Origin of the sequence: Promicromonospora sukumoe (genome assembly GCF_014137995.1) — a bacterium.
Taxonomy (GTDB): Bacteria; Actinomycetota; Actinomycetes; order Actinomycetales; family Cellulomonadaceae; genus Promicromonospora; species Promicromonospora sukumoe.
The window spans coordinates 221685-243404 of the sequence record NZ_JACGWV010000001.1 but is presented as its reverse complement, the minus strand read 5'-3'; the positions used below and the strand labels follow the sequence as shown (position 1 = coordinate 243404).

21 protein-coding genes are annotated in these 21720 nt (G+C 72.3%); 5 read left to right on the top strand and 16 right to left on the bottom strand.

Annotated elements, in window-relative coordinates; genetic code table 11:
• Positions 1-7: 7 nt before the first annotated feature.
• The 9 genes from FHX71_RS01155 to FHX71_RS01115 form a co-directional block, all read right to left on the bottom strand.
• Positions 8-886, bottom strand: coding sequence for a hypothetical protein (locus tag FHX71_RS01155; RefSeq protein ID WP_182614047.1), 879 nt, complete (start codon positions 884-886; stop codon positions 8-10).
• Positions 887-1019: 133 nt separating this feature from the next.
• Positions 1020-2402: a thymidine phosphorylase gene (locus tag FHX71_RS01150; protein WP_182614046.1), complete on the bottom strand. Its 1383-nt coding sequence runs from the start codon at positions 2400-2402 to the stop codon at positions 1020-1022.
• Entirely contained in the window at positions 2399-2845 is a 447-nt protein-coding gene (locus FHX71_RS01145; protein ID WP_182614045.1) for a cytidine deaminase, read from the bottom strand. Before FHX71_RS01145 ends, FHX71_RS01150 begins: the two co-directional genes overlap by 4 nt.
• A 2-nt stretch (positions 2846-2847) precedes the next feature.
• Positions 2848-4146 carry an ABC transporter permease gene (locus FHX71_RS01140; protein ID WP_182614044.1) on the bottom strand — a complete coding sequence of 433 codons (1299 nt, stop codon included), beginning with the start codon at positions 4144-4146 and terminating at the stop codon, positions 2848-2850.
• The gene (locus FHX71_RS01135; protein WP_182614043.1) at positions 4143-5495 is read right to left on the bottom strand and encodes an ABC transporter permease; all 1353 of its coding nucleotides are present in this window, start codon (positions 5493-5495) and stop codon (positions 4143-4145) included. The genes FHX71_RS01140 and FHX71_RS01135 overlap by 4 nt, the downstream gene beginning before the upstream one ends.
• Positions 5492-7015 (bottom strand): ABC transporter ATP-binding protein, encoded by a 1524-nt coding sequence (locus tag FHX71_RS01130; RefSeq protein ID WP_182614042.1) that lies wholly within the window; start codon positions 7013-7015, stop codon positions 5492-5494. Before FHX71_RS01130 ends, FHX71_RS01135 begins: the two co-directional genes overlap by 4 nt.
• A gap of 134 nt (positions 7016-7149) precedes the next feature.
• The gene (locus FHX71_RS01125) at positions 7150-8232 is read right to left on the bottom strand and encodes a BMP family lipoprotein (RefSeq protein WP_182614041.1); all 1083 of its coding nucleotides are present in this window, start codon (positions 8230-8232) and stop codon (positions 7150-7152) included.
• A gap of 155 nt (positions 8233-8387) precedes the next feature.
• The gene (locus FHX71_RS01120; RefSeq protein ID WP_182618384.1) at positions 8388-9617 is read right to left on the bottom strand and encodes an amidohydrolase; all 1230 of its coding nucleotides are present in this window, start codon (positions 9615-9617) and stop codon (positions 8388-8390) included.
• Between the two features lie 161 nt (positions 9618-9778).
• Positions 9779-10912 carry a mannose-1-phosphate guanylyltransferase gene (locus tag FHX71_RS01115; RefSeq protein WP_182614040.1) on the bottom strand — a complete coding sequence of 378 codons (1134 nt, stop codon included), beginning with the start codon at positions 10910-10912 and terminating at the stop codon, positions 9779-9781.
• 268 nt (positions 10913-11180) lie between these two features.
• Between FHX71_RS01115 and sdhC the strand changes: the two genes are divergently transcribed.
• The 4 genes from sdhC (at position 11181) to FHX71_RS01095 (ending at position 14705) form a co-directional block, all read left to right on the top strand.
• Positions 11181-11564, top strand: a complete 384-nt coding sequence (sdhC, locus tag FHX71_RS01110; RefSeq protein ID WP_182614039.1) for a succinate dehydrogenase, cytochrome b556 subunit — start codon at positions 11181-11183, stop codon at positions 11562-11564.
• Positions 11564-12028, top strand: coding sequence for a succinate dehydrogenase hydrophobic membrane anchor subunit (locus FHX71_RS01105; RefSeq protein WP_182614038.1), 465 nt, complete (start codon positions 11564-11566; stop codon positions 12026-12028). The genes sdhC and FHX71_RS01105 overlap by 1 nt, the downstream gene beginning before the upstream one ends.
• An 86-nt stretch (positions 12029-12114) precedes the next feature.
• Positions 12115-13947, top strand: coding sequence for a succinate dehydrogenase flavoprotein subunit (sdhA, locus tag FHX71_RS01100; RefSeq protein ID WP_182614037.1), 1833 nt, complete (start codon positions 12115-12117; stop codon positions 13945-13947).
• On the top strand, positions 13947-14705 hold the full coding sequence (locus FHX71_RS01095) for a succinate dehydrogenase iron-sulfur subunit (protein ID WP_182614036.1): 759 nt from the start codon (positions 13947-13949) through the stop codon (positions 14703-14705). Before sdhA ends, FHX71_RS01095 begins: the two co-directional genes overlap by 1 nt.
• A 37-nt stretch (positions 14706-14742) precedes the next feature.
• Here FHX71_RS01095 and FHX71_RS01090 read toward each other — a convergent pair whose 3' ends face one another.
• From FHX71_RS01090 to sigE, 7 genes are all read right to left on the bottom strand, one after another.
• The gene (locus tag FHX71_RS01090) at positions 14743-15705 is read right to left on the bottom strand and encodes a YihY/virulence factor BrkB family protein (RefSeq protein WP_182614035.1); all 963 of its coding nucleotides are present in this window, start codon (positions 15703-15705) and stop codon (positions 14743-14745) included.
• Positions 15706-15780: 75 nt separating this feature from the next.
• Positions 15781-16335 (bottom strand): 2'-5' RNA ligase family protein, encoded by a 555-nt coding sequence (locus FHX71_RS01085; protein ID WP_182614034.1) that lies wholly within the window; start codon positions 16333-16335, stop codon positions 15781-15783.
• On the bottom strand, positions 16332-17405 hold the full coding sequence (trpS, locus tag FHX71_RS01080; protein WP_182614033.1) for a tryptophan--tRNA ligase: 1074 nt from the start codon (positions 17403-17405) through the stop codon (positions 16332-16334). Before trpS ends, FHX71_RS01085 begins: the two co-directional genes overlap by 4 nt.
• Before the next feature lie 40 nt (positions 17406-17445).
• A complete protein-coding gene (locus FHX71_RS01075) occupies positions 17446-17817 on the bottom strand; it encodes a twin-arginine translocase TatA/TatE family subunit (protein ID WP_182614032.1) in 372 nt (123 codons plus the stop codon).
• 55 nt (positions 17818-17872) lie between these two features.
• On the bottom strand, positions 17873-19387 hold the full coding sequence (locus FHX71_RS01070; protein ID WP_182614031.1) for a S1C family serine protease: 1515 nt from the start codon (positions 19385-19387) through the stop codon (positions 17873-17875).
• Positions 19384-20325: a zf-HC2 domain-containing protein gene (locus tag FHX71_RS01065; RefSeq protein WP_182614030.1), complete on the bottom strand. Its 942-nt coding sequence runs from the start codon at positions 20323-20325 to the stop codon at positions 19384-19386. The genes FHX71_RS01070 and FHX71_RS01065 overlap by 4 nt, the downstream gene beginning before the upstream one ends.
• A complete protein-coding gene (gene sigE, locus FHX71_RS01060; RefSeq protein WP_182614029.1) occupies positions 20322-20924 on the bottom strand; it encodes an RNA polymerase sigma factor SigE in 603 nt (200 codons plus the stop codon). The genes FHX71_RS01065 and sigE overlap by 4 nt, the downstream gene beginning before the upstream one ends.
• Positions 20925-21100: 176 nt before the next feature.
• Between sigE and FHX71_RS01055 the strand changes: the two genes are divergently transcribed.
• A complete protein-coding gene (locus tag FHX71_RS01055) occupies positions 21101-21673 on the top strand; it encodes an O-methyltransferase (protein WP_312876877.1) in 573 nt (190 codons plus the stop codon).
• Positions 21674-21720 lie beyond the last annotated feature (47 nt).

Genomic DNA, 21720 nt, shown 5'->3' with positions numbered 1-21720 from the left:
GCTCCCCTCAGCGGGCTTCCGTCGTCGCCCCGGTGCCGCCGCCCTGCCACCGCCCGGCGCGCTCGGGCAGGATCACCCAGGCCACGTGCGGCCAGCCGCCGAGCGCGGCGGTCAGCGCCTTGCGCACGCGGGCCGCGGTGCGGTCCCCCGTGCTCGGCTGCGCCTCGGTCTCGCGGGCCGGGACCGGCGGCGGGTCGAGCAGCGCGGCGACCGGGACCGTGTGCAGGCCGGCGCCGGACGGCTCGTAGAGGACGGCGTTGCCCTCGGTGCCCTCGCCGTCGGCCAGGGTGAGCAGCACCACGTGGCGCGGGACCGCGGCGTCCCAGCCGGTCGTGACGTCGCCGCCCGTGTACAGCGGCACCGGCACGCCCGCGCGGGCGGCGGCGACGGCCGCCTCCAGCAGGCCCCGGGAGCCCGCGACCCGGTGCGTGTAGCGGACGCCGCCGTAGCTCGCGAACCGCGCGGCGCCCCACGGGGGCGTGCCGTAGGCCCGCGGCCAGCCCGCCGGGCCCAGCCCGCGCCGGTTCGTGGCGGCCTGGACGGCGTGCTGCAGCCGCGCGAACCGCCCGGCCGGGTCGTCGGTCGCGATCCGCAGGGCGGCCGCGGGGTCGCCGGCCAGGCCGAGCATCGCCAGCACGGCCGAGCCGCACGTGGTCTCGTCGACCTGCACCGCGGCGTCCGCGACACCGTCGAGCGACGGGAGGTTCAGCCGCCGCGGGAACCCCACGGTGCCGGTGCCGCGCTCGCGCCCGAGCGGGTCCAGGACGGACCGCCGGGCGCGGGGCGTCACCGACTCCAGGCGGCGCTCGACGTCGTCCGGGATCACCGGGCGCTCGAAGCGCCCGGACGGCGGCGGGTCGGGGACGGGCCCGGCGAATGCACGCATCGCACCGAGCAGGGACGAAAGGCGCAATGTCGACTGCACGCTCGTCAGGCTAAGCCGCGCCCGGGCGACTCGCCGGTTCGCCACGCTGGTGGAGCGGGCGACCTCTTCCGGTGGGTGAAAACCCCTTCCCACCTCAGACGATGCGGTCGAGCACCACCGATCCCCCGGATGCCAGGGCCGCGCCGACCAGCGCGCCGGCCCCCAGGTCCATGCTCGCCAGCGCGCCCGCGGCCCCAGCGAGGGCACCGCCCAGCACGCCGTTGCCGGCGGGGTCCACCGACCAGCCGCCGTCGAGGGCCTGCCGCGCCCGGGCGAACCGCTCCGGCGTGTCGGTGTGCAGGGTCAGCAGCGGCTGCCCGGCGACGACCTCCTCGCCCGGCTTCACGTGGATCTCGATGCCGGCAGCCGCCTGCACCTCGTCCTCCTTGCGGGCGCGGCCCGCGCCGAGGCGCCGGACCGCCACGCCCACGGCGTACGCGTCGAGCGAGGTGAGCACGCCGGACTCGGGCGCCACGACCGTCTCGGTCTCCTTGGCGACGGGCAGCGGCGCGTCGACGTCGCCGCCCTGCGCGGCGATCATGGCGCGCCACTTGTCCATCGCGCGGCCGTCGGCCAGGGCGGCCCGCACGTCCGCCTCCGGCACGGGCCGGTCCGCGGCGGCGAGCATCTCCACGGCGAGCGCGACGGTCAGGTCGACGACGTCGGCCGGGCCGCCGCCCGCCAGCACCTCCAGGGACTCGCGCACCTCCAGGGCGTTGCCCGCGGTACGGCCCAGCGGCACGGACATGTCCGTGACCAGCGCGACCGTGCGCACCCCGGCGTCGGTCCCGAGGTCGACCATGGTGCGGGCGAGCTCGCGCGCGCTGTCCAGGGTCTTCATGAACGCGCCGGAGCCGACCTTGACGTCGAGCACCAGCGCGCCGGTGCCCTCGGCGATCTTCTTGGACATGATCGAGCTCGCGATGAGCGGGATCGCCTCGACGGTCGCGGTGACGTCCCGCAGCGCGTACAGCTTCTTGTCCGCCGGGGCGAGGCCCGCGCCCGCGGCGCAGATGACGGCGCCCACGGAGTCGAGCTGCGCCATCATCTCGGCGTTGGTCAGCGAGGCCCGCCAGCCCGGGATGGCCTCCAGCTTGTCCAGGGTGCCGCCCGTGTGGCCCAGGCCGCGGCCCGAGAGCTGCGGCACGGCGACGTCGAACACCGCGACCAGGGGCGCGAGCGGCAGCGTGATCTTGTCGCCGACGCCGCCGGTGGAGTGCTTGTCCGCCGTCGGCCGCGAGAGCGACGAGAAGGACATGCGTTCGCCCGACCGGATCATCGCGGCGGTCCACCGGGAGATCTCCTGCCGGGTCATCCCGTTGAGCAGGATCGCCATGGTCATCGCGGACATCTGCTCGTCGGCCACGGCGCCGCGCGTGTAGGCGTCGACCAGCCAGTCGATCTGCTCGTCGGTCAGCGACTCGGTGTTGTCGCGCTTGACCCGGATCAGGTCGACGGCATCGAACGGCTCGGTCATCGGGTTGCCTCTCGCACGTGGTCCAGGTCGCCCGGCCCGAAGGCCTGGGGCAGTACTTCGGTCATCGGCTCGATGCCCCGCGGGGTGTCCACGAGCAGCGCGGCGCCGCCGTGCTCCCACAGGAGCTGCCGGCAGCGGCCGCACGGCATGATCGTCTCGCCGAGCGCGTTCACGCAGGTGAACGCGGCCAGCCGGCCGCCGCCCGACATGATCAGGGCGCTGACCAGCGAGCACTCCGCGCACAGGGTGACCCCGTACGCGGCGTTCTCGACGTTGGCGCCCGTCAGCAGCCGGCCGTCGTCGGCGAAGGCCGCCGCGCCGACCTTGAAGTCGGAGTACGGCGCATAGGCCTTGCCGACGGCGCCGCGGGCCGCGGCCCGCAGGCCGTCCCAGTCCACGGCGCCGTCGGGGCGCACCTGTTCCACAGAGCTCACGTGCACCATCCTCAACCCTTGACGTACGGCTCGCCCGACGCGGCCGGCGGGCGCGAGCGCCCGACCAGGCCCGCGACCGCGAGCAGGGTGACGACGTACGGGATCATCAGCATGAACTGGCTGGGCACGGGCGACCCCACCACGGACAGCACGTTCTGCAGGTTCGACGCGAAGCCGAACAGCAGGCCCGCGAACGCGGCGCGCACCGGGTCCCACTTGCCGAAGATGACGGCCGCCAGGGCGATGTAGCCGGCGCCGCCGGTCATGTTCTCGCCGAACTGGCTGAGCTGGACGGTCGTGTAGAACGCGCCGCCCAGGCCCGCCACGGCACCGGCGACGAGCACCGCGTTGTACCGGGTGCGCACCACGTCGATGCCGACCGTGTCGGCGGCCTTCGGGTGCTCGCCCACGGCGCGCAGCCGCAGGCCCCAGCGGGTGCGGTTGAGCGTGTACCAGACGGTGGGCACGGCCACGAACATCAGGTAGATGAGCAGCGGCTGGTCGAACAGGATCGGGCCCAGCACGGGGATGTCCGACAGCACCGGGATCGGGATGGACTGGAACCGGGTGGTCGAGTTCAGCGTCTCGGCGCTGGGCACGAGCAGCTGCGAGTACAGGAAGCTGGTCAGGCCGACGACGAGCACGTTGAGCACCACACCGACGATCACCTGGTTCACGTGGTACGTGATCGCGAAGACGCCGAGCACGAGCGCCACGAGTGCGCCCGCCGCCACGGCCGCGACCAGGCCGGCCAGGGCGCTGTTCGTGATCGAGGAGACGATCGCCGCGGTGAACGCCGCGCCGAGGAGCTGCGCCTCGATCGCGATGTTGACCACGCCGGCCCGCTCGCCGATCACGCCGCCCAGGGCGCCGTACACGAACGGGACGGACCACAGCACGGCGCCGCCGAGCAGGCCCACGATCGACAGGTCACGGGGGCTGCCCGCGCCGGCCCAGGCCAGGAAGCCGAGCAGCCCGGCCAGCGAGAAGAGCACGACGAGCCAGAGCGACGTCCGGCGTCCGCGTGCCGTGAGCACGAAGGCGACGACCGTCACCGCGATCATCACCGCGCCGCACACCCAGGCGAACACCGCCGCGGGCAGCACGATCACGGGGATCTGGAAGAAGTCGTTGCGCTGGGACAGCAGGAACCGGGTGTCGCCCGAGTGCGGCACGGCGAGCAGCAGGAGCGCGTAGAGCGCGGTCACGGTGAGCAGCACGCCCGCCGTCTTCCACGACACGACCGTCACGGTCCGCGTCGTCTCCGACAGCGGTGCGTCGAGCTGGGTGGTCTGGTGGTCGGCGCTCACGCGGCCGCCTCCTTCCGGTTCCGGGCGGCCTTGGCCTTCTTCGGTGCCCGACGCCGGTTCGGGTCGGGCAGCCGGAAGATCGCCCGCACCAGCGGCGGCGCGGCGATGAACAGCACGATGAGCGACTGGACGACGAGCACGATGTCGCTCGGGACACCCTCGGCGGCCTGCATGGTGGTGCCGCCCGCCTTGAAGGCGCCGAACAGGATGCCGGCCGCGAGCACGCCCCACGGGTTGGATCCGCCGAGCAGCGCGACCGTGATCGCGTCGAACCCGATCCCGGCGTCGATGTCGGAGCTGAAGCCCGTGGTGACGCCGCCGAGCACCTGCGAGGCGCCGGCCAGGCCGACCAGGCCACCGGCCACGAGCATCACGTTGATGGTGGCGCGCCCGGTGTCGATGCCCGCCACGCGCGCGGCGCGCGGGTTCTCGCCGACGGCGCGGAACGCGAAGCCGGTCGAGGACCGGTTGAGCAGCCACCACACGCCGACCACGGCCAGCACCGCCAGGACGAAGCCCCAGGTCAGGTTGAACCGGTCGCCCAGGAGTGCCGGGAGCTGGGCCGACTCGGGCGTCGGCGGCGTCTTCGGGTTGGACGAGCCGGGGGCCTGCAGCAGGCCCGGCGTCGCCAGGAAGTACGAGATCAGGTAGAACGCGACGTAGTTGAGCATGATCGTGACGATCACCTCGTGCGCCCCGGTGCGGGCCTTGAGCACGCCCGCGATCCCGGCCCACACCGCGCCCGCGGCGATGCCGGCCACGATGGCCAGCAGCAGGTGCAGCGGGAACGGCACCCCGCTGACGCCGAAGCCCACCCAGCCGGCTGCGGCGGCCGCCACGAGCATCTGCCCCTGGCCACCGATGTTGAACAGGCCGGCGCGGAACGCGAGGGCCACGCCGAGACCGGCCGCGATGAGCGGGGTCGCGTAGCTGAGCGTCTCCGTCAGCGGCCGGATCGCGGTCACGAAGTCCGGTGCCTGCAGGTTCACGACGGACCCGCGGAACAGCGCGGAGTACGCGCCGCCGACCGCCTGGCCGATGGCGACGAGGGTGTCGGCGGGCCGCGCGAAGAAGTACGCCGACGTCGCCTTCACCTCCTCGTCGGTGAAGGCGATCATGATGGAGCCCGCCAGCACGGCGAGCAGGACGGCGCCCACGGACACCGTCCAGGGGCTGCTCATCGTCTGCTGCAGGGCCTTGGCCAGACGGCTCTCGGTGTCCGGCATGGCGTCGTCGGCCGGGGTGCCCAGCTCGCGGGCCCGCTCCTGCTCCAGCTCCTCGGCGGTGCCGGGGTCGAGGCCCGGCTCCTGCTCAGGGTTGTTCCCCGGGCTCGATTCGGGCGCGCTCACGCGACCTCTCCCTTCGCTTCCTCCGGCGAGATCCCCGCCATCATCAGGCCCAGCACGTCACGCGGGGTGTCGGCGGGCACGATGCCCACGACCTTGCCGCGGTACATCACCATGATGCGGTCGGCCAGGGCCACCGCCTCGTCCAGCTCGGTGGAGACCACCACGACCGGCACGCCGGCGTCGCGCGTGGCGACGATCCGCTTGTGGATGAACTCGATGGAGCCCACGTCCACGCCGCGCGTCGGCTGCGCCGCGATGAACAGGCGCAGGTCGCGGGACAGCTCGCGGGCGAGCACCACCTTCTGCTGGTTGCCGCCCGACAGGCGGCCCACGGGCGTGGTGATGCTCTGCGTGCGGACGTCGAACTCGGCGACCTTCTCGTCGGCGAACCGGTCGCGGTGCGCGAGCTGCAGCGCGCCCGCCTTCACGAACGGCGGGCCGTCGGTGCGGTCGAGCATGAGGTTCTCGGCGATGGTGAACTCGCCGATCAGGCCGTCGAGGGTGCGGTCCTCGGGCACGAAGCCCACGCCCTGGTCGAGGATGCGGCGCACCGACCGGCCCACCAGCTCCTTGCCGTCGAGCGCGATGCTGCCGGACACGTCGCCCTGCAGGCCGATCAGGGCCTCGGTGAGCTCGGTCTGGCCGTTGCCCTGCACGCCCGCGATCACGAGCACCTCGCCGCCGCGCACCTCGAAGCTGACGTCGTCGACCACGACCACACCGGACTCGCTGGTGACCACCAGGTCGGTGACCGTCAGCCCGTTGTCCCGGAGGGTGGGCTGCTCCTTCTGCACGGTCAGCTGCACGGAGCGGCCCACCATGAGGGAGGCGAGCTCCGCGTCCGACGCCGTCGGGCTGGCCTCGCCCACGACCTTGCCGTGCCGGATCACGGTGATCCGGTCGGCGACGGCGCGCACCTCGCGCAGCTTGTGGGTGATGAACACGATCGCGGAGCCCTCGTCGCGGAGCTGGCGCATGATCGCCATCAGCTCGTCGGTCTCCTGCGGCGTGAGCACCGCCGTCGGCTCGTCGAAGACCAGCACGTCGGCGTTGCGAGAGAGCGCCTTGATGATCTCGACCCGCTGCTGCACGCCCACGGGGAGGTCCTCGACCACGGCGTCGGGGTCCACGTGGAAGCCGAAGCGGGCGGAGATCTCGCGCACCTGGGCGCGGGCCGCCTCCAGGTCGAGCCGGCCGCCGCCGCGGGTCTGCTCGTGACCGAGCATGACGTTCTCCGCCACGGTGAAGACGGGCACGAGCATGAAGTGCTGGTGCACCATGCCGATGCCCGCACCCATGGCGTCGCCGGGTCCGGCGAAGCTCTGGACGACGTCGTCCAGCAGGATCTCGCCCTCGTCGGCCTCGTACAGGCCGTACAGCACGTTCATCAGGGTGGACTTGCCAGCCCCGTTCTCGCCCAGGAGCGAGTGGATCTCGCCTGGCTGGACGACCAGGTCGATGTGGTCGTTCGCGACGAGCGCGCCGAAGCGCTTGGTGATGCCGCGCAGCTCGAGCCGCATAGGAATCCTTCCCGAAAAGGGGTCCTGCTCATGACAGGTCCCGGGGCGCACGGCGCGTACCGTGCCCCCCGGGACCATCTTGCGTCAAGTCCTGGCTCTCGCTCGTTCAGTCGCGACAGCCCTGGCTCAGGACGTCACTGGGCGAGGTAGGACTCCACCGTGACGTCACCGGCGATGATCGACTCCTTGAGGGCCTGGACCTCTTCCCACAGGGCCGGGTCCACCTTGTCCTCGAAGTTGTGCAGCGGGGCGAGGTCCACGCCGCCGTTCTCGAGGGTGCCCACGTACGGCGTCGGGTCGAACTCGTCGTTGCCCGAGGCGACCACGGCCTCCTGCGTCGAGACGTCCATGCCCTTGAGGATGGAGGTGAGGACCAGGTCCTGGGTGGTCGGGTCCGACTCGTAGAAGTCGGCGTCGACGCCCACCAGGGCGACGTCCTCGCCCGAGTCGGCGATGGCGTCCATCGCGGACTGGTAGATCGGGCCACCGACGGGCAGGATCACGTCGACGCCCTGGTCCAGGACGTTCTGCGCGGTCTGCTTCGCCGCCGGGTCGGCCGCGAAGCCGCCCGTGAACGAGCCCTTCTTGCCGTCCCAGCCCACGAGCTCGACGTTCTCGCCCTTGGTCTCGTTGTAGTAGTCGACGCCCTGCTTGAAGCCGTCCATGAAGATGGTGACGGTCGGGAAGTCCATGCCACCGAAGGTGCCGACCTTGCCGGCCTCCGAGTAGCCGGCGGCGAGGTAGCCCGCGAGGAACGCGGCCTGGGCCGTGTCGTACAGCAGCGGCTTGATGTTCTCCGCGTCGGCCTGGCCGTCGAAGTCCGCGTCGGCCGCGTCGTCGATGATGATGTAGTCGACGTCCGGGTTCGCGGTCGCCGACTCGATGGTCGTGGCGGACAGCGCGAAGCCGACGGTCACGATGGCGTTGCAGCCCTCGGCCACGAGGGACTCGACGTTGCCCTTGTAGTCGCTCTCCGACGTCGACTGGACGTCGACGAGGTCGGTGCCGAGCTCCTCGGCCCCCGCGGTGGCGCCCTCGAAGCTGAGCTGGTTGAAGCTCTTGTCGTCGAAGCCGCCCGCGTCCGAGACGATGCAGGGCTTGAAGTCACTGGCGGCGGCGCTCTCGCCACCAGTGGACTCCTCCGGGGCGGCGCCGCACGCCGACAGCGCGAGCGCCGTTGCTCCCGCAAGGGCGGTGAGCCAGACAGCCTTCTTCACTGGTGCTCCTTCGATGATCCAGAGGGCGCTGGTCCAGACGGGTCTGGGGCCCTATACCGCACCGAGGGTAACTAGCGCATCTGGCATTTCGCGTTTCGAGACGGTAACCGGAGTAAGTCGTTACCGAAGCGTCATCGACAGCAACAAGTTCTTGCTCAGGAGGCAGCGAACTGCGCGAGTGTCCGTACGCCGACGCCGATCGCGCGCTCGTCCACGACCAGGTCGCCCTGGTGCAGGTCGTAGGTGCGGCCGCCCGGGGTGCGGACGCCGAGGCGCGCCATCGTGCCGGGCACCTTGCGCAGGTACCAGGCGAAGTCCTCGCCGCCCATGGACTGCTCGGTGAGCTGCACGGCGTCGGGGCCGACGGCGTCGCGGATCGCGGCCTCCAGGTCCAGGGTCGACTCGGCCTCGTTCTCGACGGGCGGCACGCCGTGCGTCACGGTCACCGAGATGTCCACCTGGTACGGGGCCACGACCTGCTCGACGGCCTCGCGCACGAGCTCGCCGGCCTTCTCCCAGGCCCGCACGTCGAGGCAGCGCAGCGTGCCCTTGAGGATGCCGGTCGACGGGATCGCGTTCGGCGTGGAGCCGGCCTGGACCGCGCCCCAGGTGAGGTTCACGCCCGAGCGCGGGTCGAGCCGGCGGCCGAGGACGGCGGGCGTCTGCGTGATGACCTGGCCGAGCGCGAACACGACGTCGCCCGTGAGGTGCGGGCGGGAGGTGTGGCCGCCGGGCGAGGAAATGGTCACCATGACGGAGTCGCTCGCGGAGGTGATGGGCCCGATGCGCGTGCCCACGTGGCCGACGTCGAACTTCGGGTCGCAGTGCAGCGCGGCCATCCGGTCCACGCCGTCCAGCTCGGAGGTGCGGTTGATGATGTCCTCCGCGCCGCCGGGGAAGACCTCCTCGGCGGGCTGGAAGAAGAGCCGGACGCCGCGCCGCAGCCGCCCCTCCTCCTGCAGACGGGCGAGCACCAGGCCGGCGCCGAGCACCACCGTGGTGTGCACGTCGTGGCCGCAGGCGTGCGCGACGCCCGGCTGGGTCGAGGCGAAGTCGACGCCGCTCGTCTCGTGCAGCGGCAGGGCGTCGAGGTCGGCGCGCAGGCCCACCCGGCCCTCGCCGTCCGGCCCGTGGTCGGGGCCGATGTCGCAGACCAGGCCGGAGCCGATCGGCAGCGGGCGCGGGCCCAGCCCGGCGGCCCGCAGGCGCTCGATCAGCAGCGCCGTGGTGCGCGTCTCCTTGCGCGACAGCTCCGGGTGCCGGTGCACGTCGCGGCGGAACGCGACCAGCTCGGTGTCGAACCCGTCCGTCAACTCGCCCACGCGAGCCGCCAGACCTGCGACGACGTCCGTCGCGTTGCCCCCGGGCACGTCGCCGACCGGCATCTGATCGCGCGAAACGATCTGATCGAAATCGGCGAGAGTGACGGGCTGCTGGGTCGGGTTCACGCCTCTCACGGTAGCGCTGTCCGCCTCGCGAGACACGGCAACGGGGGAAGCGTCCCACCATGCGGACAACTGTGAGACATCAGGGAAAGATCCTTGATTCAGAGCAGATCTTCCCTGCCCCGTTCGCGGACCGCCGCCACCACGTCCTTGACCTGCTGCGCACGGGCGCGCGTGGTCACCAGGAGCGCGTCGGGCGTGTCGACGACGACGACGTCGTCCAGCCCGAGCACCGTGACCAGGCGGCCCGACGCCGGCACCACCACGGAGCCGGCGCTCTCGATGCGCAGCACGTCGCCCGGGTCGCCCAGCACCTTGGCGCCGCGGTCGTCGTCGGACGGCAGCAGCACGGCGAGCGAGTTGTAGTCGCCGACGTCGTCCCACCCGAACGTGCCCGGCACGACGGCGACCCCGCCGGTCTCGGCGACCGGCTCCGCCACCGCGTGGTCGATCGCGATCTTCTCCAGGCCCGGCCACACCTCGGCGAGCACCGCGGCGCGGCGCGGGGTGTCCCACGCGTCGGCGACCGTGCGCAGCCCGTCGTGCAGCTCGGGGCGCTGCTCGGCCAGGTGCCCCAGCAGCACGGAGGTGCGCGCGACGAACATGCCAGCGTTCCAGCGGTACTCGCCCGAGGCGAGGTAGGTGCGGGCCGTGGCGGCGTCCGGCTTCTCCGTGAACCCGCGCACGTGCAGCGTGTGCGGCGCGCCCTCGACACCCAGCGGCTCGCCCGAGCGCACGTAGCCGAACGCCGTCGACGGCCGGGAGGCGGCGATGCCGACGGTGGTGACGTAGCCGGCCCGCGCGGCGGACACGGCCTCACGCACCGCCAGCTCGAACGCGCGCGTCCCGTGGATCACGTGGTCCGCCGCGAACGACCCGATCACCACGTCGCCGTGCCGCTTCTCCAGCACGGCCGCGGCCAGCCCGATCGCCGCCATGGACTCGCGCGGCGAGGGCTCGGCGAGCACCGCGTCCTCCGACAGGCCGGGGAGCTGGGCGCGGCAGGCGGCGACGTGCTGCTCGCCCGTGACCAGGACGACGCCGTCGGGCCCGGCCAGCGGGCGCAGCCGGCGCTCGGTGGCCTGGAGCAGGGACTCGCCCGCGCCCACGAGGTCGTGCAGGAACTTGGGCTCCCCGCCGCGGGACAGCGGCCAGAGCCTCGTGCCGGACCCGCCGGCTGGTACCACTGCGAAGAAGTCGTCGATCGGGGACGATAGGGCGGCGGCCGAAGTCATGCCCCGCAGGATGTCAGCCGGACACCGAACTCGCAGCCATGACTCGCCCGGTTCCGGGCGAACCCTGGCTGATCTCAGGGTCGGGTCCGGGCACGAACGCACGAGCAACCTGACGGGTGCCCGAGGCGCGACATCTCCCCTGTGGGATCAGTCACAAATGCCGTGTCTTGATGCCCGTGAGGGCTGCCGGGCGGCGATCGAGACGATCCTTTGTCATTACAGTGGGGACCAGCCACCCCCAGCCGGACAGCCATAGGAGGCTCCCGAAGTGCCCACCGCACCAGCAGGCACGTTGTACCGCGGCCGAGAAGGCATGTGGTCGTGGGTCGCGCACCGCGTGACCGGCGTGCTGATCTTCTTCTTCTTGCTCGTGCACGTGCTCGACACGGCCCTGGTACGCGTGTCCCCCGAGGCGTACAACGCCGCGATCGGCACCTACCAGACCCCGATCATGGGGATCGGCGAGGCCGGGCTCGTGGCGGCGATCGTCTTCCACGCCTTCAACGGCATCCGCATCATGCTCGTGGACTTCTGGGCCAAGGGCCCCAAGTACCAGAAGGTCATGCTGTGGGTCGTCGTCGGCCTGTTCGTCGTGACGATGGCGGGCTTCCTGCCGCGGCACCTCATCAACGTCTTCACCGGGGGTCACTGATGGCACACGGAACCGCAGCGGTGGCGAAGGTCGACTCCCCCCGCTCCCCGTACGTGCGCCGCAAGACGACGCGCGGCAACTACGAGCTGTACTCCTGGGTCTTCATGCGGGCGTCCGGCGTCGTGCTGATCGTCCTGATCTTCGGCCACCTCTTCGTGAACCTGATGGTCGGCGACGGCGTGCACGCCATCGACTTCGGCTTCGTGGCCGGCAAGTGGGCCAACCCGATGTGGCAGGTCTGGGACCTCCTCATGCTGTGGCTCGCGATGATCCACGGCACGAACGGCGTGCGGACCATCATCAACGACTACGCCACCCGGGACCTGACGCGCGGCATCCTCAAGGGCCTGCTCCTCCTGGCGTTCACCGTCGTGGTCGTGCTGGGCACCCTGGTCATCTTCACGTTCGACCCGTGCCCGCCGGACGCTTCCGCGGAGCTGCTCGCCTCGTTCTGCACGGCCTGAGCACCCACGGCCCGAGCGCACCGCGCCGGACCGGCACCTCCCCCAGCCCCACACTCCGAACCTCATAGCAGGAGGCATCGAGCCCGATGCAGACCCATCAGTACGACGTCGTGATCGTCGGCGCCGGCGGCGCAGGAATGCGTGCCGCCCTCGAGTCGTCGAAGGAGGCCCGCACCGCGGTGATCTCCAAGCTGTACCCCACCCGTTCCCACACCGGTGCCGCCCAGGGCGGCATGGCCGCGGCCCTCGCCAACGTCGAGGACGACAACTGGGAATGGCACACGTTCGACACCGTCAAGGGCGGCGACTACCTCGTCGACCAGGACGCGGCCGAGATCCTCGCGAAGGAAGCCATCGAGTCGGTCCTCGACCTGGAGCGGATGGGCCTCCCGTTCAACCGCACCCCCGAGGGCAAGATCGACCAGCGCCGCTTCGGCGGGCACACCCGTGACCACGGCCAGTCGGCCGTGCGCCGCGCGTGCTACGCGGCCGACCGCACCGGCCACATGATCCTCCAGACGCTCTACCAGAACTGCGTCAAGCAGGACGTGGAGTTCTTCAACGAGTTCTACGTGCTGGACCTCATCACCGACCACGACCTCACCTCCGAGGAGATCGCGGACGGCGAGGAGGTCAACGCGACCGGCGTCGTCGCCTACGACCTCGCGACCGGCGAGATCCACGTGTTCCAGGCCAAGTCGATCATCTTCGCCACGGGCGGCGCCGGGAAGATCTTCAAGACCACCTCCAACGCGCACACCCTGACCGGTGACGGCATGGCGCTGGCCTACCGCCGCGGCCTGCCGCTGGAGGACATGGAGTTCTTCCAGTTCCACCCGACAGGCCTCGCGGGCCTGGGCATCCTCCTGTCGGAGGCCGCTCGCGGCGAGGGCGGCATCCTGCGCAACTCGGAGGGTGAGCGCTTCATGGAGCGCTACGCCCCGACCATCAAGGACCTCGCGCCGCGCGACATCGTGGCCCGGTCCATGGCGAACGAGGTCCGCGAGGGCCGCGGCGCCGGCCCGAACAAGGACTACGTGCTGCTCGACCTGACGCACCTGGAGCCGGCGCACATCGACGCCAAGCTCCCGGACATCACGGAGTTCGCGCGCACCTACCTCGGCATCGAGCCGTACACCGAGCCGGTCCCCGTCTACCCGACGGCGCACTACGCCATGGGCGGCGTGCCGACCAACATCAAGGGCGAGGTGCTCCGCGACGGCGTCAACGTCGTCAAGGGCCTCTACGCCGCCGGTGAGGTCGCGTGCGTGTCCGTGCACGGGTCCAACCGCCTCGGCACCAACTCGCTGCTCGACATCAACGTGTTCGGCAAGCGCTCCGGCCGGGCGGCCGCCGCGTACGCGAAGACGGCCGAGTTCCACGACCTGCCGGAGGACCCGACCGTCCGCGTGGTCGAGCAGCTCGACGAGATGCGCAACCGGCCCGACGGCGAGCGGGTGGCCGACATCCGCAAGGCGCTGCAGGACACCATGGACCTCAACGCCCAGGTGTTCCGCACGGGCGACTCGCTGAACGCGGCCCTGGCCGACATCCGCGAGCTGCAGAAGCGCTACCGCAACGCGTCCGTGCAGGACAAGGGCAAGCTCTTCAACACGGACCTGCTGGAGGCGATCGAGCTGGGCTTCCTGCTCGACATCGCCGAGGTCACCGTGGTCGCGGCCATCAACCGCAAGGAGTCGCGCGGCGGGCACTACCGCGAGGACTTCCCGAACCGCGACGACGCGAACTACATGCTGCACACCATGGCCTACCGGCGCCCGCCCGAGGCGTCGGACCAGGCCGAGGGTCACGTCGAGGGCTACTTCGACCACGTCGAGGAGTTCGACGGCTACAAGGTCGTCCTGGGCTCCAAGCCCGTTGTCCAGACCCGGTACGAGCCGATGGAGCGTAAGTACTGATGACTGCCACACTCGAAGCCGCCGCACCGAACCCCGCGGGCGAGATCCCCTCGTTCACGGTCACGCTGCGGGTCCGGCGGTTCAACCCCGAGGTGTCCGACGAGGCCACCTGGCAGGACTTCACCGTCGAGGCGCACGGCACGGACCGTATCCTCGACGCCCTGCACAAGATCAAGTGGGACGAGGACGGCTCGCTCACGTTCCGCCGCTCCTGCGCCCACGGGGTGTGCGGCTCGGACGCGATGCGGATCAACGGCCGTAACCGCCTGGCCTGCAAGACGCTCCTGAAGGACGTCAACCCGGACAAGCCGATCACGGTCGAGCCCATCAAGGGCCTGCCCGTCGTCAAGGACCTCGTGGTCGACATGGAGCCGTTCTTCGCCTCCTACCGCGAGATCATGCCGTTCCTCATCACCTCCGGGAACGAGCCCTCCAAGGAGCGCTACCAGTCCCCCGAGGACCGCGCGAAGTTCGACGACACCACCAAGTGCATCCTGTGCGCCGCGTGCACGTCGTCCTGCCCGGTCTTCTGGACGGACGGCCAGTACTTCGGCCCGGCCGCGATCGTGAACGCGCACCGCTTCATCTTCGACAGCCGTGACGAGGGTGGCTCGCAGCGCCTGGAGATCCTCAACGACAAGGAGGGCGTGTGGCGCTGCCGCACGACCTTCAACTGCACCGAGGCCTGCCCCCGCGGCATCGAGGTCACGAAGGCCATCCAGGAGGTCAAGCGCGCGATGATCACCCGCGCGTTCTGATCCTTCGGGGAAGAGCGGGGCGGCCCGGGACGACGTCCTAGGCCGCCCCGTTCTTCTTGCCCTCGTTCTTGTCCTCGTCCGCAGGCTCGTCCTGCTCCTGCTCGTCCTGCTCCTTGTCGTCCCCGTTGGCCGCGGCCGGCGGGTCCGCCATCCAGGCGCTCGCCAGGAGCAGCACGCGGGCCAGGATGTTGACCAGCAGCAGCACCGTCACCACCACGGCGAACGACGCCAGCAGGGCGTTGCGGTTGGCCGCGCTCGCGATCACCTCGGTGCCCAGGTAGCGCAGGGCACCGGAGACGACGCCGACGGCCACCGCCCCCGTCAGCAGGTCGCGCAGCGGCACGCGCACGCCGCCCACGTAGCGCACGACGGCGGCCACCACCGCGGCGTCGAGCGCCAGCGTCACGACGATCCCACCCACCCGCACCGCGACCGACACCGCGCCGCCGTCCAGGCCCAGGCTCTCCAGCACCCACGGCACGGCCGCCGACGCCGCCACGCTGGCACCCGCGGAGAGCAGCACGGCCGCGCTCAGGACCACGAAGCCCAGGAGCTGGCGCAGCCGCTCGGTCACGGGGTTGCCCACGCTCTCCGTCAGGCCGAACATCGCGCGCACCGAGGTGCGCAGCGCGCCCATGAAGCCCGTGGCGGACCAGAGCAGCACGCCCGCCGCGATCACGGACGTCCAGCTCAGGCCCGTGGAGAGCACGAGGTCCGTCGGCGTGAGCACGCCGCCGTGGCCGGTGTCCACGAGGCCCGGGACCCAGCTGTCCACCTCGGCCAGGACCGCCACCCGCAGGTCGTTGTCGCCGCCGAGCACCCGGACGAACACCGTGTAGCCGATCGCGAGGGCCGCGAACAGGGAGAACAGGGCCGCGTACGCCATGCCGCCGGACAGCACGCTGCCGTTGGCCGTGTCGTACCGGTGCAGTGCCCGTCCGGCGCGCGTGGCCGTCCAGGTCGCCCAGACCGCCCGTCCGAGCTCGATCAGCCGCTTCATCGCGACGAGACTAGACGGGAACCGGCCGCCGGCGCGCCCGCACACGCGCGGGACATCAGCGGATCACGAGCGGGGTCAGCGGTACGTCGGGGCGGCGCCGAGCGGGAACGCCGCCTGAGGCCGCCAGATGCCGTCGTCGCCGTGCTCGTACTGGTAGAAGCGGTCGACGTCGAAGTCGGCCGAGTAGTCCGCCATGGCCTCGAACGCCTTGTCGAGGTCGGCGTCCGGCACCTCGTGCGCGATGGTCACGTGCGGGTGGTAGTTGAACCGCAGGTCGCCGTCCAGGATGCCCGTGCGCACGCTCGCCTCGAGCTGCTCGCACTCGGAGATGCCCTGCGCAAGGGACACGAACACGACGGGCGAGACGGGCCGGAACGTGGCCGTGCCGCGCAGCCGCACCGTGAACGGCGGCGCGGCGGCGGCCACTTCCGCCAGGTGGTCCCGCGCCTCGGCGAGCTGCCCGGCGTCGAGCAGGGTGGGCCCCAGCAGCGTGATGTGCGGGGGGATGAAGTTCGCGAGCGGGTCGTCGGCAGCCACCCGCGCCGCGCTGAGCTGCGCGGCGTAGGGCTCCGGGATCTCGATCGCGATCCCGATGCGGACCTGGCCCGGTCCGCGCTCGGGCAGGTTCACCGTTCGCCTCGCGCGGGCAGGAGCCCGAACCGTTCGTACATCCGGTCCAGCACGGGACGGGCGATCGCGCGGGCCCGGTCGGCGCCGTCGGCCAGCACCTTGTCGAGCTGCGCGGGGTCCGCGAGGTACGTGTCGGCCCGGGCCTGGAACGGCTCGAGGAAGGCGACGACGGCGTCGGCCAGGTCCACCTTGAGGTAGCCGTAGCCGCGGCCGTCGTACTCCTTGGCGATCGAGTCGATGTCGCGGCCGGTCACGGCCGAGAAGATCGTCAGGAGGTTGGAGATGCCCGGCTTCTCGGCCGGGTCGAAGCGCACGCCGTAGGACTCGTCGGCGTCGGTCACGGCCGACTTGATGGCCTTGACCGCCTTCTTCGGGTCCTCCAGCAGCCAGACGACGCCCTTGCCGCCCGTGCTGGACTTGCTCATCTTGGCGCTCGGGTCCTGCAGGTCCTGGATCTTCGCCACGGCCTTGACGATGTGCGCGTCCGGCACGACGGCGGTGCCGTCGCCGAAGCGGGTGTTCAGGCGCTCCGCGAGGTCACGGGTGAGCTCCAGGTGCTGGCGCTGGTCCTCGCCCACGGGGACCAGGGCGGCGTCGTACAGCAGGATGTCGGCCGCCATCAGCACCGGGTAGGTGAAGAGCCCGACCGTGGTGCCCTCGCTGCCCTGCTTCGCGGACTTGTCCTTGAACTGCGTCATCCGCCCGGCCTCGCCGAACCCGGTCTGGCAGCTCAGCAGCCACGCCAGCTCCGCGTGCGCCGCCACGTGGGACTGCACGAAGAGGATCGACCGCTCGGGGTCGATGCCCCCGGCCAGGTACTGCGCGGCGGTGCGGCGGGTGCGCTCGCGCAGCAGCGCCGGGTCCGGGCTGACCGTCAGCGCGTGCAGGTCGACGACGCAGTAGAGCGCGTCGTAGGAGTCCTGCAGCGCGATCCACTGGGACAGAGCACCGATGTAGTTGCCCAGGTGGAGCGAGCCGTCGGTGGGCTGCATCCCGGAGAAGATGCGCTTCCGGGTGGGCTGGTCGGCCGCGGGGGCCGTGGCCGCCGCGGTCGGGGTGTGGGACGACATGGCCAACATTCTGGCAGGTCCGTGCGCGCTCACCGAATCCTCAGGTCGCTTCGTCGTCGTACGGCGCCTTCCCGGGTTCCGCGGCCGGACCGGCCGACGTCGCTGACATGCCGTTGCGCACCGCGCCGTCCGCGGCCGGCCGGGGGTACTCGGACGGGCTGTCGTCGAGCAGGGCGTCCCGGACGATCTTGCGCGGGTCGTACTGGCGCGGGTCGAGCTTGGACCAGTCCACGTCGCTGAACTCCGGGCCCAGCTCGTCGTCGACGCGGGCCTTGGCGTTCTGGAGCAGGTCCCGGCCGCGGCGCACCATCGTGCCGAGCTGCTCCGCATAGGTGGGCAGCCGCTCCGGGCCGATGACGAGCATCGCGACCACGAGGATGATCACGAACTCCCAGCCGTTGATTCCGAACACGCTCAGAGCCTACTCGCGTCGTGGGTCGGCCCGGGGAACGCCGGATGAACCGCGCTCACTGGCCGCTCGACCGCTCTTCGAGCACCACGCGGATCTCGCGCTCGTTCTTGCCGGACCGCACCTGGAGCGTCACCGGGTCGCCGGGTGCCTTGGCGCGGATCGCGACGATCAGCTCGTCCGCGACCGACACCGGACGGCCGTCCACGGAGAGGATCACGTCGCCCGGCTTGATGCCGGCCTGGTCGGCGGGGCCGTCGGGCGTCACCGCGGGCGCGCCCTGCTGCGCCTCCTTGGACACCTGCACGCCCTCGCCCTGGTAGCTGGGGTCCAGCAGCACGCCGATGATCGGGAACGTCGCGGTACCCGTCTCGATGAGCTGCTCCGCCGTGTGGCGCGCCTGGTTGGACGGGATGGCGAAGCCGAGGCCGATGTTGCCGGTGGCCGTGGTGGTGCCCGGGCCCTGCGCGATGGCGGAGTTGATGCCGATCACCTCGCCCGCCGAGTTGACGAGCGGGCCGCCGGAGTTGCCGGGGTTGATCGCGGCGTCCGTCTGGATGGCGTCGATGAACGCGGCCTCCGCGGACTCCCCCGCCTTCACGGGACGGTGCAGCGCGCTGACGATGCCCGTGGTGACCGTGGCCTCCAGGCCCAGCGGCGAGCCGACGGCGAGCACCGAGTCGCCCACCACGACGTCGTCGGAGTCGCCCAGCACGAGCGGCTCCAGACCCGTCTCCTCGACGCGGATGACGGCGAGGTCGTAGTCCGGCGTCGCGCCGACCAGCTCGGCCGGCTGCTCGTGCCCGTCGGAGAACGTGACCGTCACGTCGGCCCCCGAGGCCGCCTCGGCGACCACGTGGTTGTTCGTGAGGATGTAGCCCTCGGACTTGAGGATCATGCCCGAACCCGTGGCCACGCCCTGCGGGGCGCGCACCTCGATCGAGACCACGCTCGGCAGCGCGGCCGCGGCGATGGCGGCGACCGAGCCCTCGGGACGCTCCACCTGGGAGGTCCCGGAGGCGGGCTGCGGCAGCGCGGCGTCCGCCGGGCGCGCCGAACCGCGGGAGTCCAGCAGCGCGTAGGCGCCGACGCCGCCGCCCGCACCCGCGAGCAGGCCCAGCAGCACGACGGCGGAGACCGCGCCCGCGCCGAGCCGGCCGCGCCGCGACCGGGGCGGCTGCGCCGTGCCGTACGGCGTGGTGCCGTGCGGGGTGGCGCCGTCGTGCGGGCCGGTGCCGTCGTGCGACGCCGTGCCGGAGTGCGCCGCCGCGCCGGAGTGCGCGTCGTGCCCGGCCGTCGACGGCGCGGGCAACGTGGTCAGGTAGCCCGTCGCCGGAAGCTGCTGCGTGGGCTGGTGCCGGGCCGGCTGGTGCGGCGCTGCGTGGTGCGGTGCCGGCTGGTGCGGTGCCGGGTGCTGGGGCGGGAGCTGCTCCGTCGGCTGCTCGGCGGCCGCCGGCGGCTGTGCCGGTGCCCCCGTGGGATCGGACGGGCGCCCCGCGGCCGGCGTCGGCTCGTTCGCGGGGGGCACTGCTGCACGCGGTGTGGGGGGCGCGAACGGGTTCTCGTCGGTCATGGGCTCTCGATGGCTCCTGTCACGGTGTTCCAGCCGCGGGCGATGCGGGGCAGGACCCCGGCATCGTAGCCATGCTCACCGAAGGATGCCACGAGCTCCGTCAGCACCTCCTCCGGCGCCTCGGCGACGACGTCGACCACCATGTCGTCGGACTGCCACGCCACGTGGGCCGGCTCCGTGGCCAGCACCTGGACGCCGCCGACGGTCGTGCCGCCCCGGGCGAGCTGTCCCGCGCGCTCGCGCACGACGGCGTGGCCCGACGGGCCGGTGAGGTCGATCTCCAGCGTCTGCCCCCGGTCGCCCACGAGGCGCATGGCCGAGACCGTGTAGCCCGCGGGCAGGTCGGTGGGCGCCACCCAGCCGTTGTCCGCGGCCCAGTCGAGCGCGGCGGGCGTGACCTGGGCGGGGTCCACGTCGAGCCCGGCGAGCACGTCCTGGCCCGCGGCGGCGTCGTCGGGACCGGTGCGGCCGAGCATGGTCATGCTGGTCTGCGCCGAGAGCTGCGGGGACACCACGGGGACGTCGCCGAGCGTGAACAGGGCCAGGCCCAGCACGCCGACGCCGCCCACGCCCAGCGCGGTCACGCGGGCGGCCCTGCGGCGGCGCGCCGGCCGGTCGATGCGGCCGTCGAAGTCGCCTAACCCCGGGCCGGCGGGCCACACCGGCGCGGCCAGCGGGTCCGGGCCCAGGAACGGGCGGCGCAGCGGGTCCTCGTCGGTGGGCGGGATGCTCGCCTGGAGCGCCATCAGCCGGGCCGTGAGGGCGGGGTCGGGCACGACGTCGGCGGCGGACGACAGCGCACGCCGGGCCGCGCGGGCCGTGTCGAGCTCGCGGGCGCACAGGCGGCACATCGTCACGTGGGACAGGGCGCGCTCGGTGTCGGCGGGCGAGAGCTGGCCGTCGGCCAGCGCGCTGACCAGGTCCCCGAGGTGGCTCATCGCACGCCCCCGCGCGTCGGCGCGAGGTGCTCCAGCGCGTCGCGGAGCTGGGCGCGGGCCCGGTGGATGCGGGAACGCACGGTGCCGAGCTTGACGCCCAGGGTCACGGCGATCTCCTCGTAGCTGAGGCCCTCGATGTCGCAGAGCACCACGGCGGCGCGGTACTCGGGGCGCAGGGCGTCGAGCGCACGCTGCACGTCCTGGTCCAGGTTGGCGTGCTCGTACCCGCGCTCCGGCCGGCCGAAGTCGCCGGTGTCGGCGACGTGGCCGTCGTCGTCGCCCATCGCCTCCATGCGGATGCGCTTCTTGCGGCGCGCCTGGTCCAGGAAGAGGTTGGTGGTGATGCGATGCAGCCAGCCCTCGAACGTGCCCGGCGTGTAGCTGGACAGCGAGCGGAACACCCGGATGAAGGTCTCCTGCGTCAGGTCCTCGGCGTCCTGCTTGTTGCCGGTCAGACGGTAGGCGAGCCGGTAGACGCGTGCGGAGTGCTCCCGCACGATCTCTTCCCAGGTCGGGGGCTGCCAGGGCAGGTCGGCGCCGCCCCCGGAGGGTACCGACGCGGTCGCGTCTGCTGCTGGGCGAGTGCTCACAGAAGTCATCGTCCTCTCAACGTACGTCAAAGCCCAGGCGTTCCCACGGGCTGTACCCTGACGCCGCACGTGATGTACACAACTGCCCGGTTCAGCGGAGGAAAGCCATCAGCACAGCGGAGCCGTCAGGCCACGGCAGGGTCGCGGCCTGGGTCTACAGCGAGGCCTTCGTCCCCGAGGACGAGGTGCTCCTGCGCGCCCGCGAACGCGCCTCCGAGCTGGGCACCCCGGCGGTGCTGCCCGGGGTGGGCGCGGTGCTGCGGGTGCTCGCGGCCGCCACGAACGCGCACGCCGTGGTCGAGGTCGGCACGGGGGCCGGCGTCGCCGCGCTCTGGCTGCTGCGCGGCATGCCGCTCGACGGCCAGCTCACCACCATCGACCGGGAGGTGGAGCACCAGCGGGCCGCACGGGCGGCCTTCGCCGAGGACGGCGTCGCCCCGCAGCGCACCCGGATCATCCCCGGGCGGCCCGGGGACGTCCTGCCCCGCCTCGCGGACGGCGCCTACGACCTCGTGCTCGTGGCGAGCGACCCGCTCGCCTACCCCGAGTACGTCGACGAGGCCCTGCGGCTGCTGCGCCCGGGCGGCGTGCTCGCCGTCGACGGCGCGCTGCTGCGGGACCGGGTGGCGGACCCCGCGCGCCGGGACGAGCTCACCACCGTCGTGCGCGAGGTGGGCCGGACGCTGCGCAACGACGAGCGCGTGCTCCCCGCCATGCTGCCGAGCGGGGACGGGCTGCTGCTGGCCGTCCGCCGCTGACCCGCCGAGAGGCCGGTCCCCGCGGCGGACGGCCGCCGAAAGGGTTC

Bases quoted from the DNA above. Each gene is read 5' to 3' on its own strand.
- FHX71_RS01155 (WP_182614047.1), bottom strand. From the start codon at position 886: ATGCGTGCATTCGCCGGGCCCGTCCCCGACCCGCCGCCGTCCGGGCGC.
- FHX71_RS01150 (WP_182614046.1), bottom strand. From the start codon at position 2,402: ATGACCGAGCCGTTCGATGCCGTCGACCTGATCCGGGTCAAGCGCGAC.
- FHX71_RS01145 (WP_182614045.1), bottom strand. From the start codon at position 2,845: ATGGTGCACGTGAGCTCTGTGGAACAGGTGCGCCCCGACGGCGCCGTG.
- FHX71_RS01130 (WP_182614042.1), bottom strand. From the start codon at position 7,015: ATGCGGCTCGAGCTGCGCGGCATCACCAAGCGCTTCGGCGCGCTCGTC.
- FHX71_RS01120 (WP_182618384.1), bottom strand. From the start codon at position 9,617: ATGCCGGTCGGCGACGTGCCCGGGGGCAACGCGACGGACGTCGTCGCA.
- FHX71_RS01115 (WP_182614040.1), bottom strand. From the start codon at position 10,912: ATGACTTCGGCCGCCGCCCTATCGTCCCCGATCGACGACTTCTTCGCA.
- FHX71_RS01105 (WP_182614038.1), top strand. From the start codon at position 11,564: ATGGCACACGGAACCGCAGCGGTGGCGAAGGTCGACTCCCCCCGCTCC.
- sdhA (WP_182614037.1), top strand. From the start codon at position 12,115: ATGCAGACCCATCAGTACGACGTCGTGATCGTCGGCGCCGGCGGCGCA.
- FHX71_RS01095 (WP_182614036.1), top strand. From the start codon at position 13,947: ATGACTGCCACACTCGAAGCCGCCGCACCGAACCCCGCGGGCGAGATC.
- FHX71_RS01090 (WP_182614035.1), bottom strand. From the start codon at position 15,705: ATGAAGCGGCTGATCGAGCTCGGACGGGCGGTCTGGGCGACCTGGACG.
- trpS (WP_182614033.1), bottom strand. From the start codon at position 17,405: ATGTCGTCCCACACCCCGACCGCGGCGGCCACGGCCCCCGCGGCCGAC.
- FHX71_RS01070 (WP_182614031.1), bottom strand. From the start codon at position 19,387: ATGACCGACGAGAACCCGTTCGCGCCCCCCACACCGCGTGCAGCAGTG.
- FHX71_RS01065 (WP_182614030.1), bottom strand. From the start codon at position 20,325: ATGAGCCACCTCGGGGACCTGGTCAGCGCGCTGGCCGACGGCCAGCTC.
- sigE (WP_182614029.1), bottom strand. From the start codon at position 20,924: ATGACTTCTGTGAGCACTCGCCCAGCAGCAGACGCGACCGCGTCGGTA.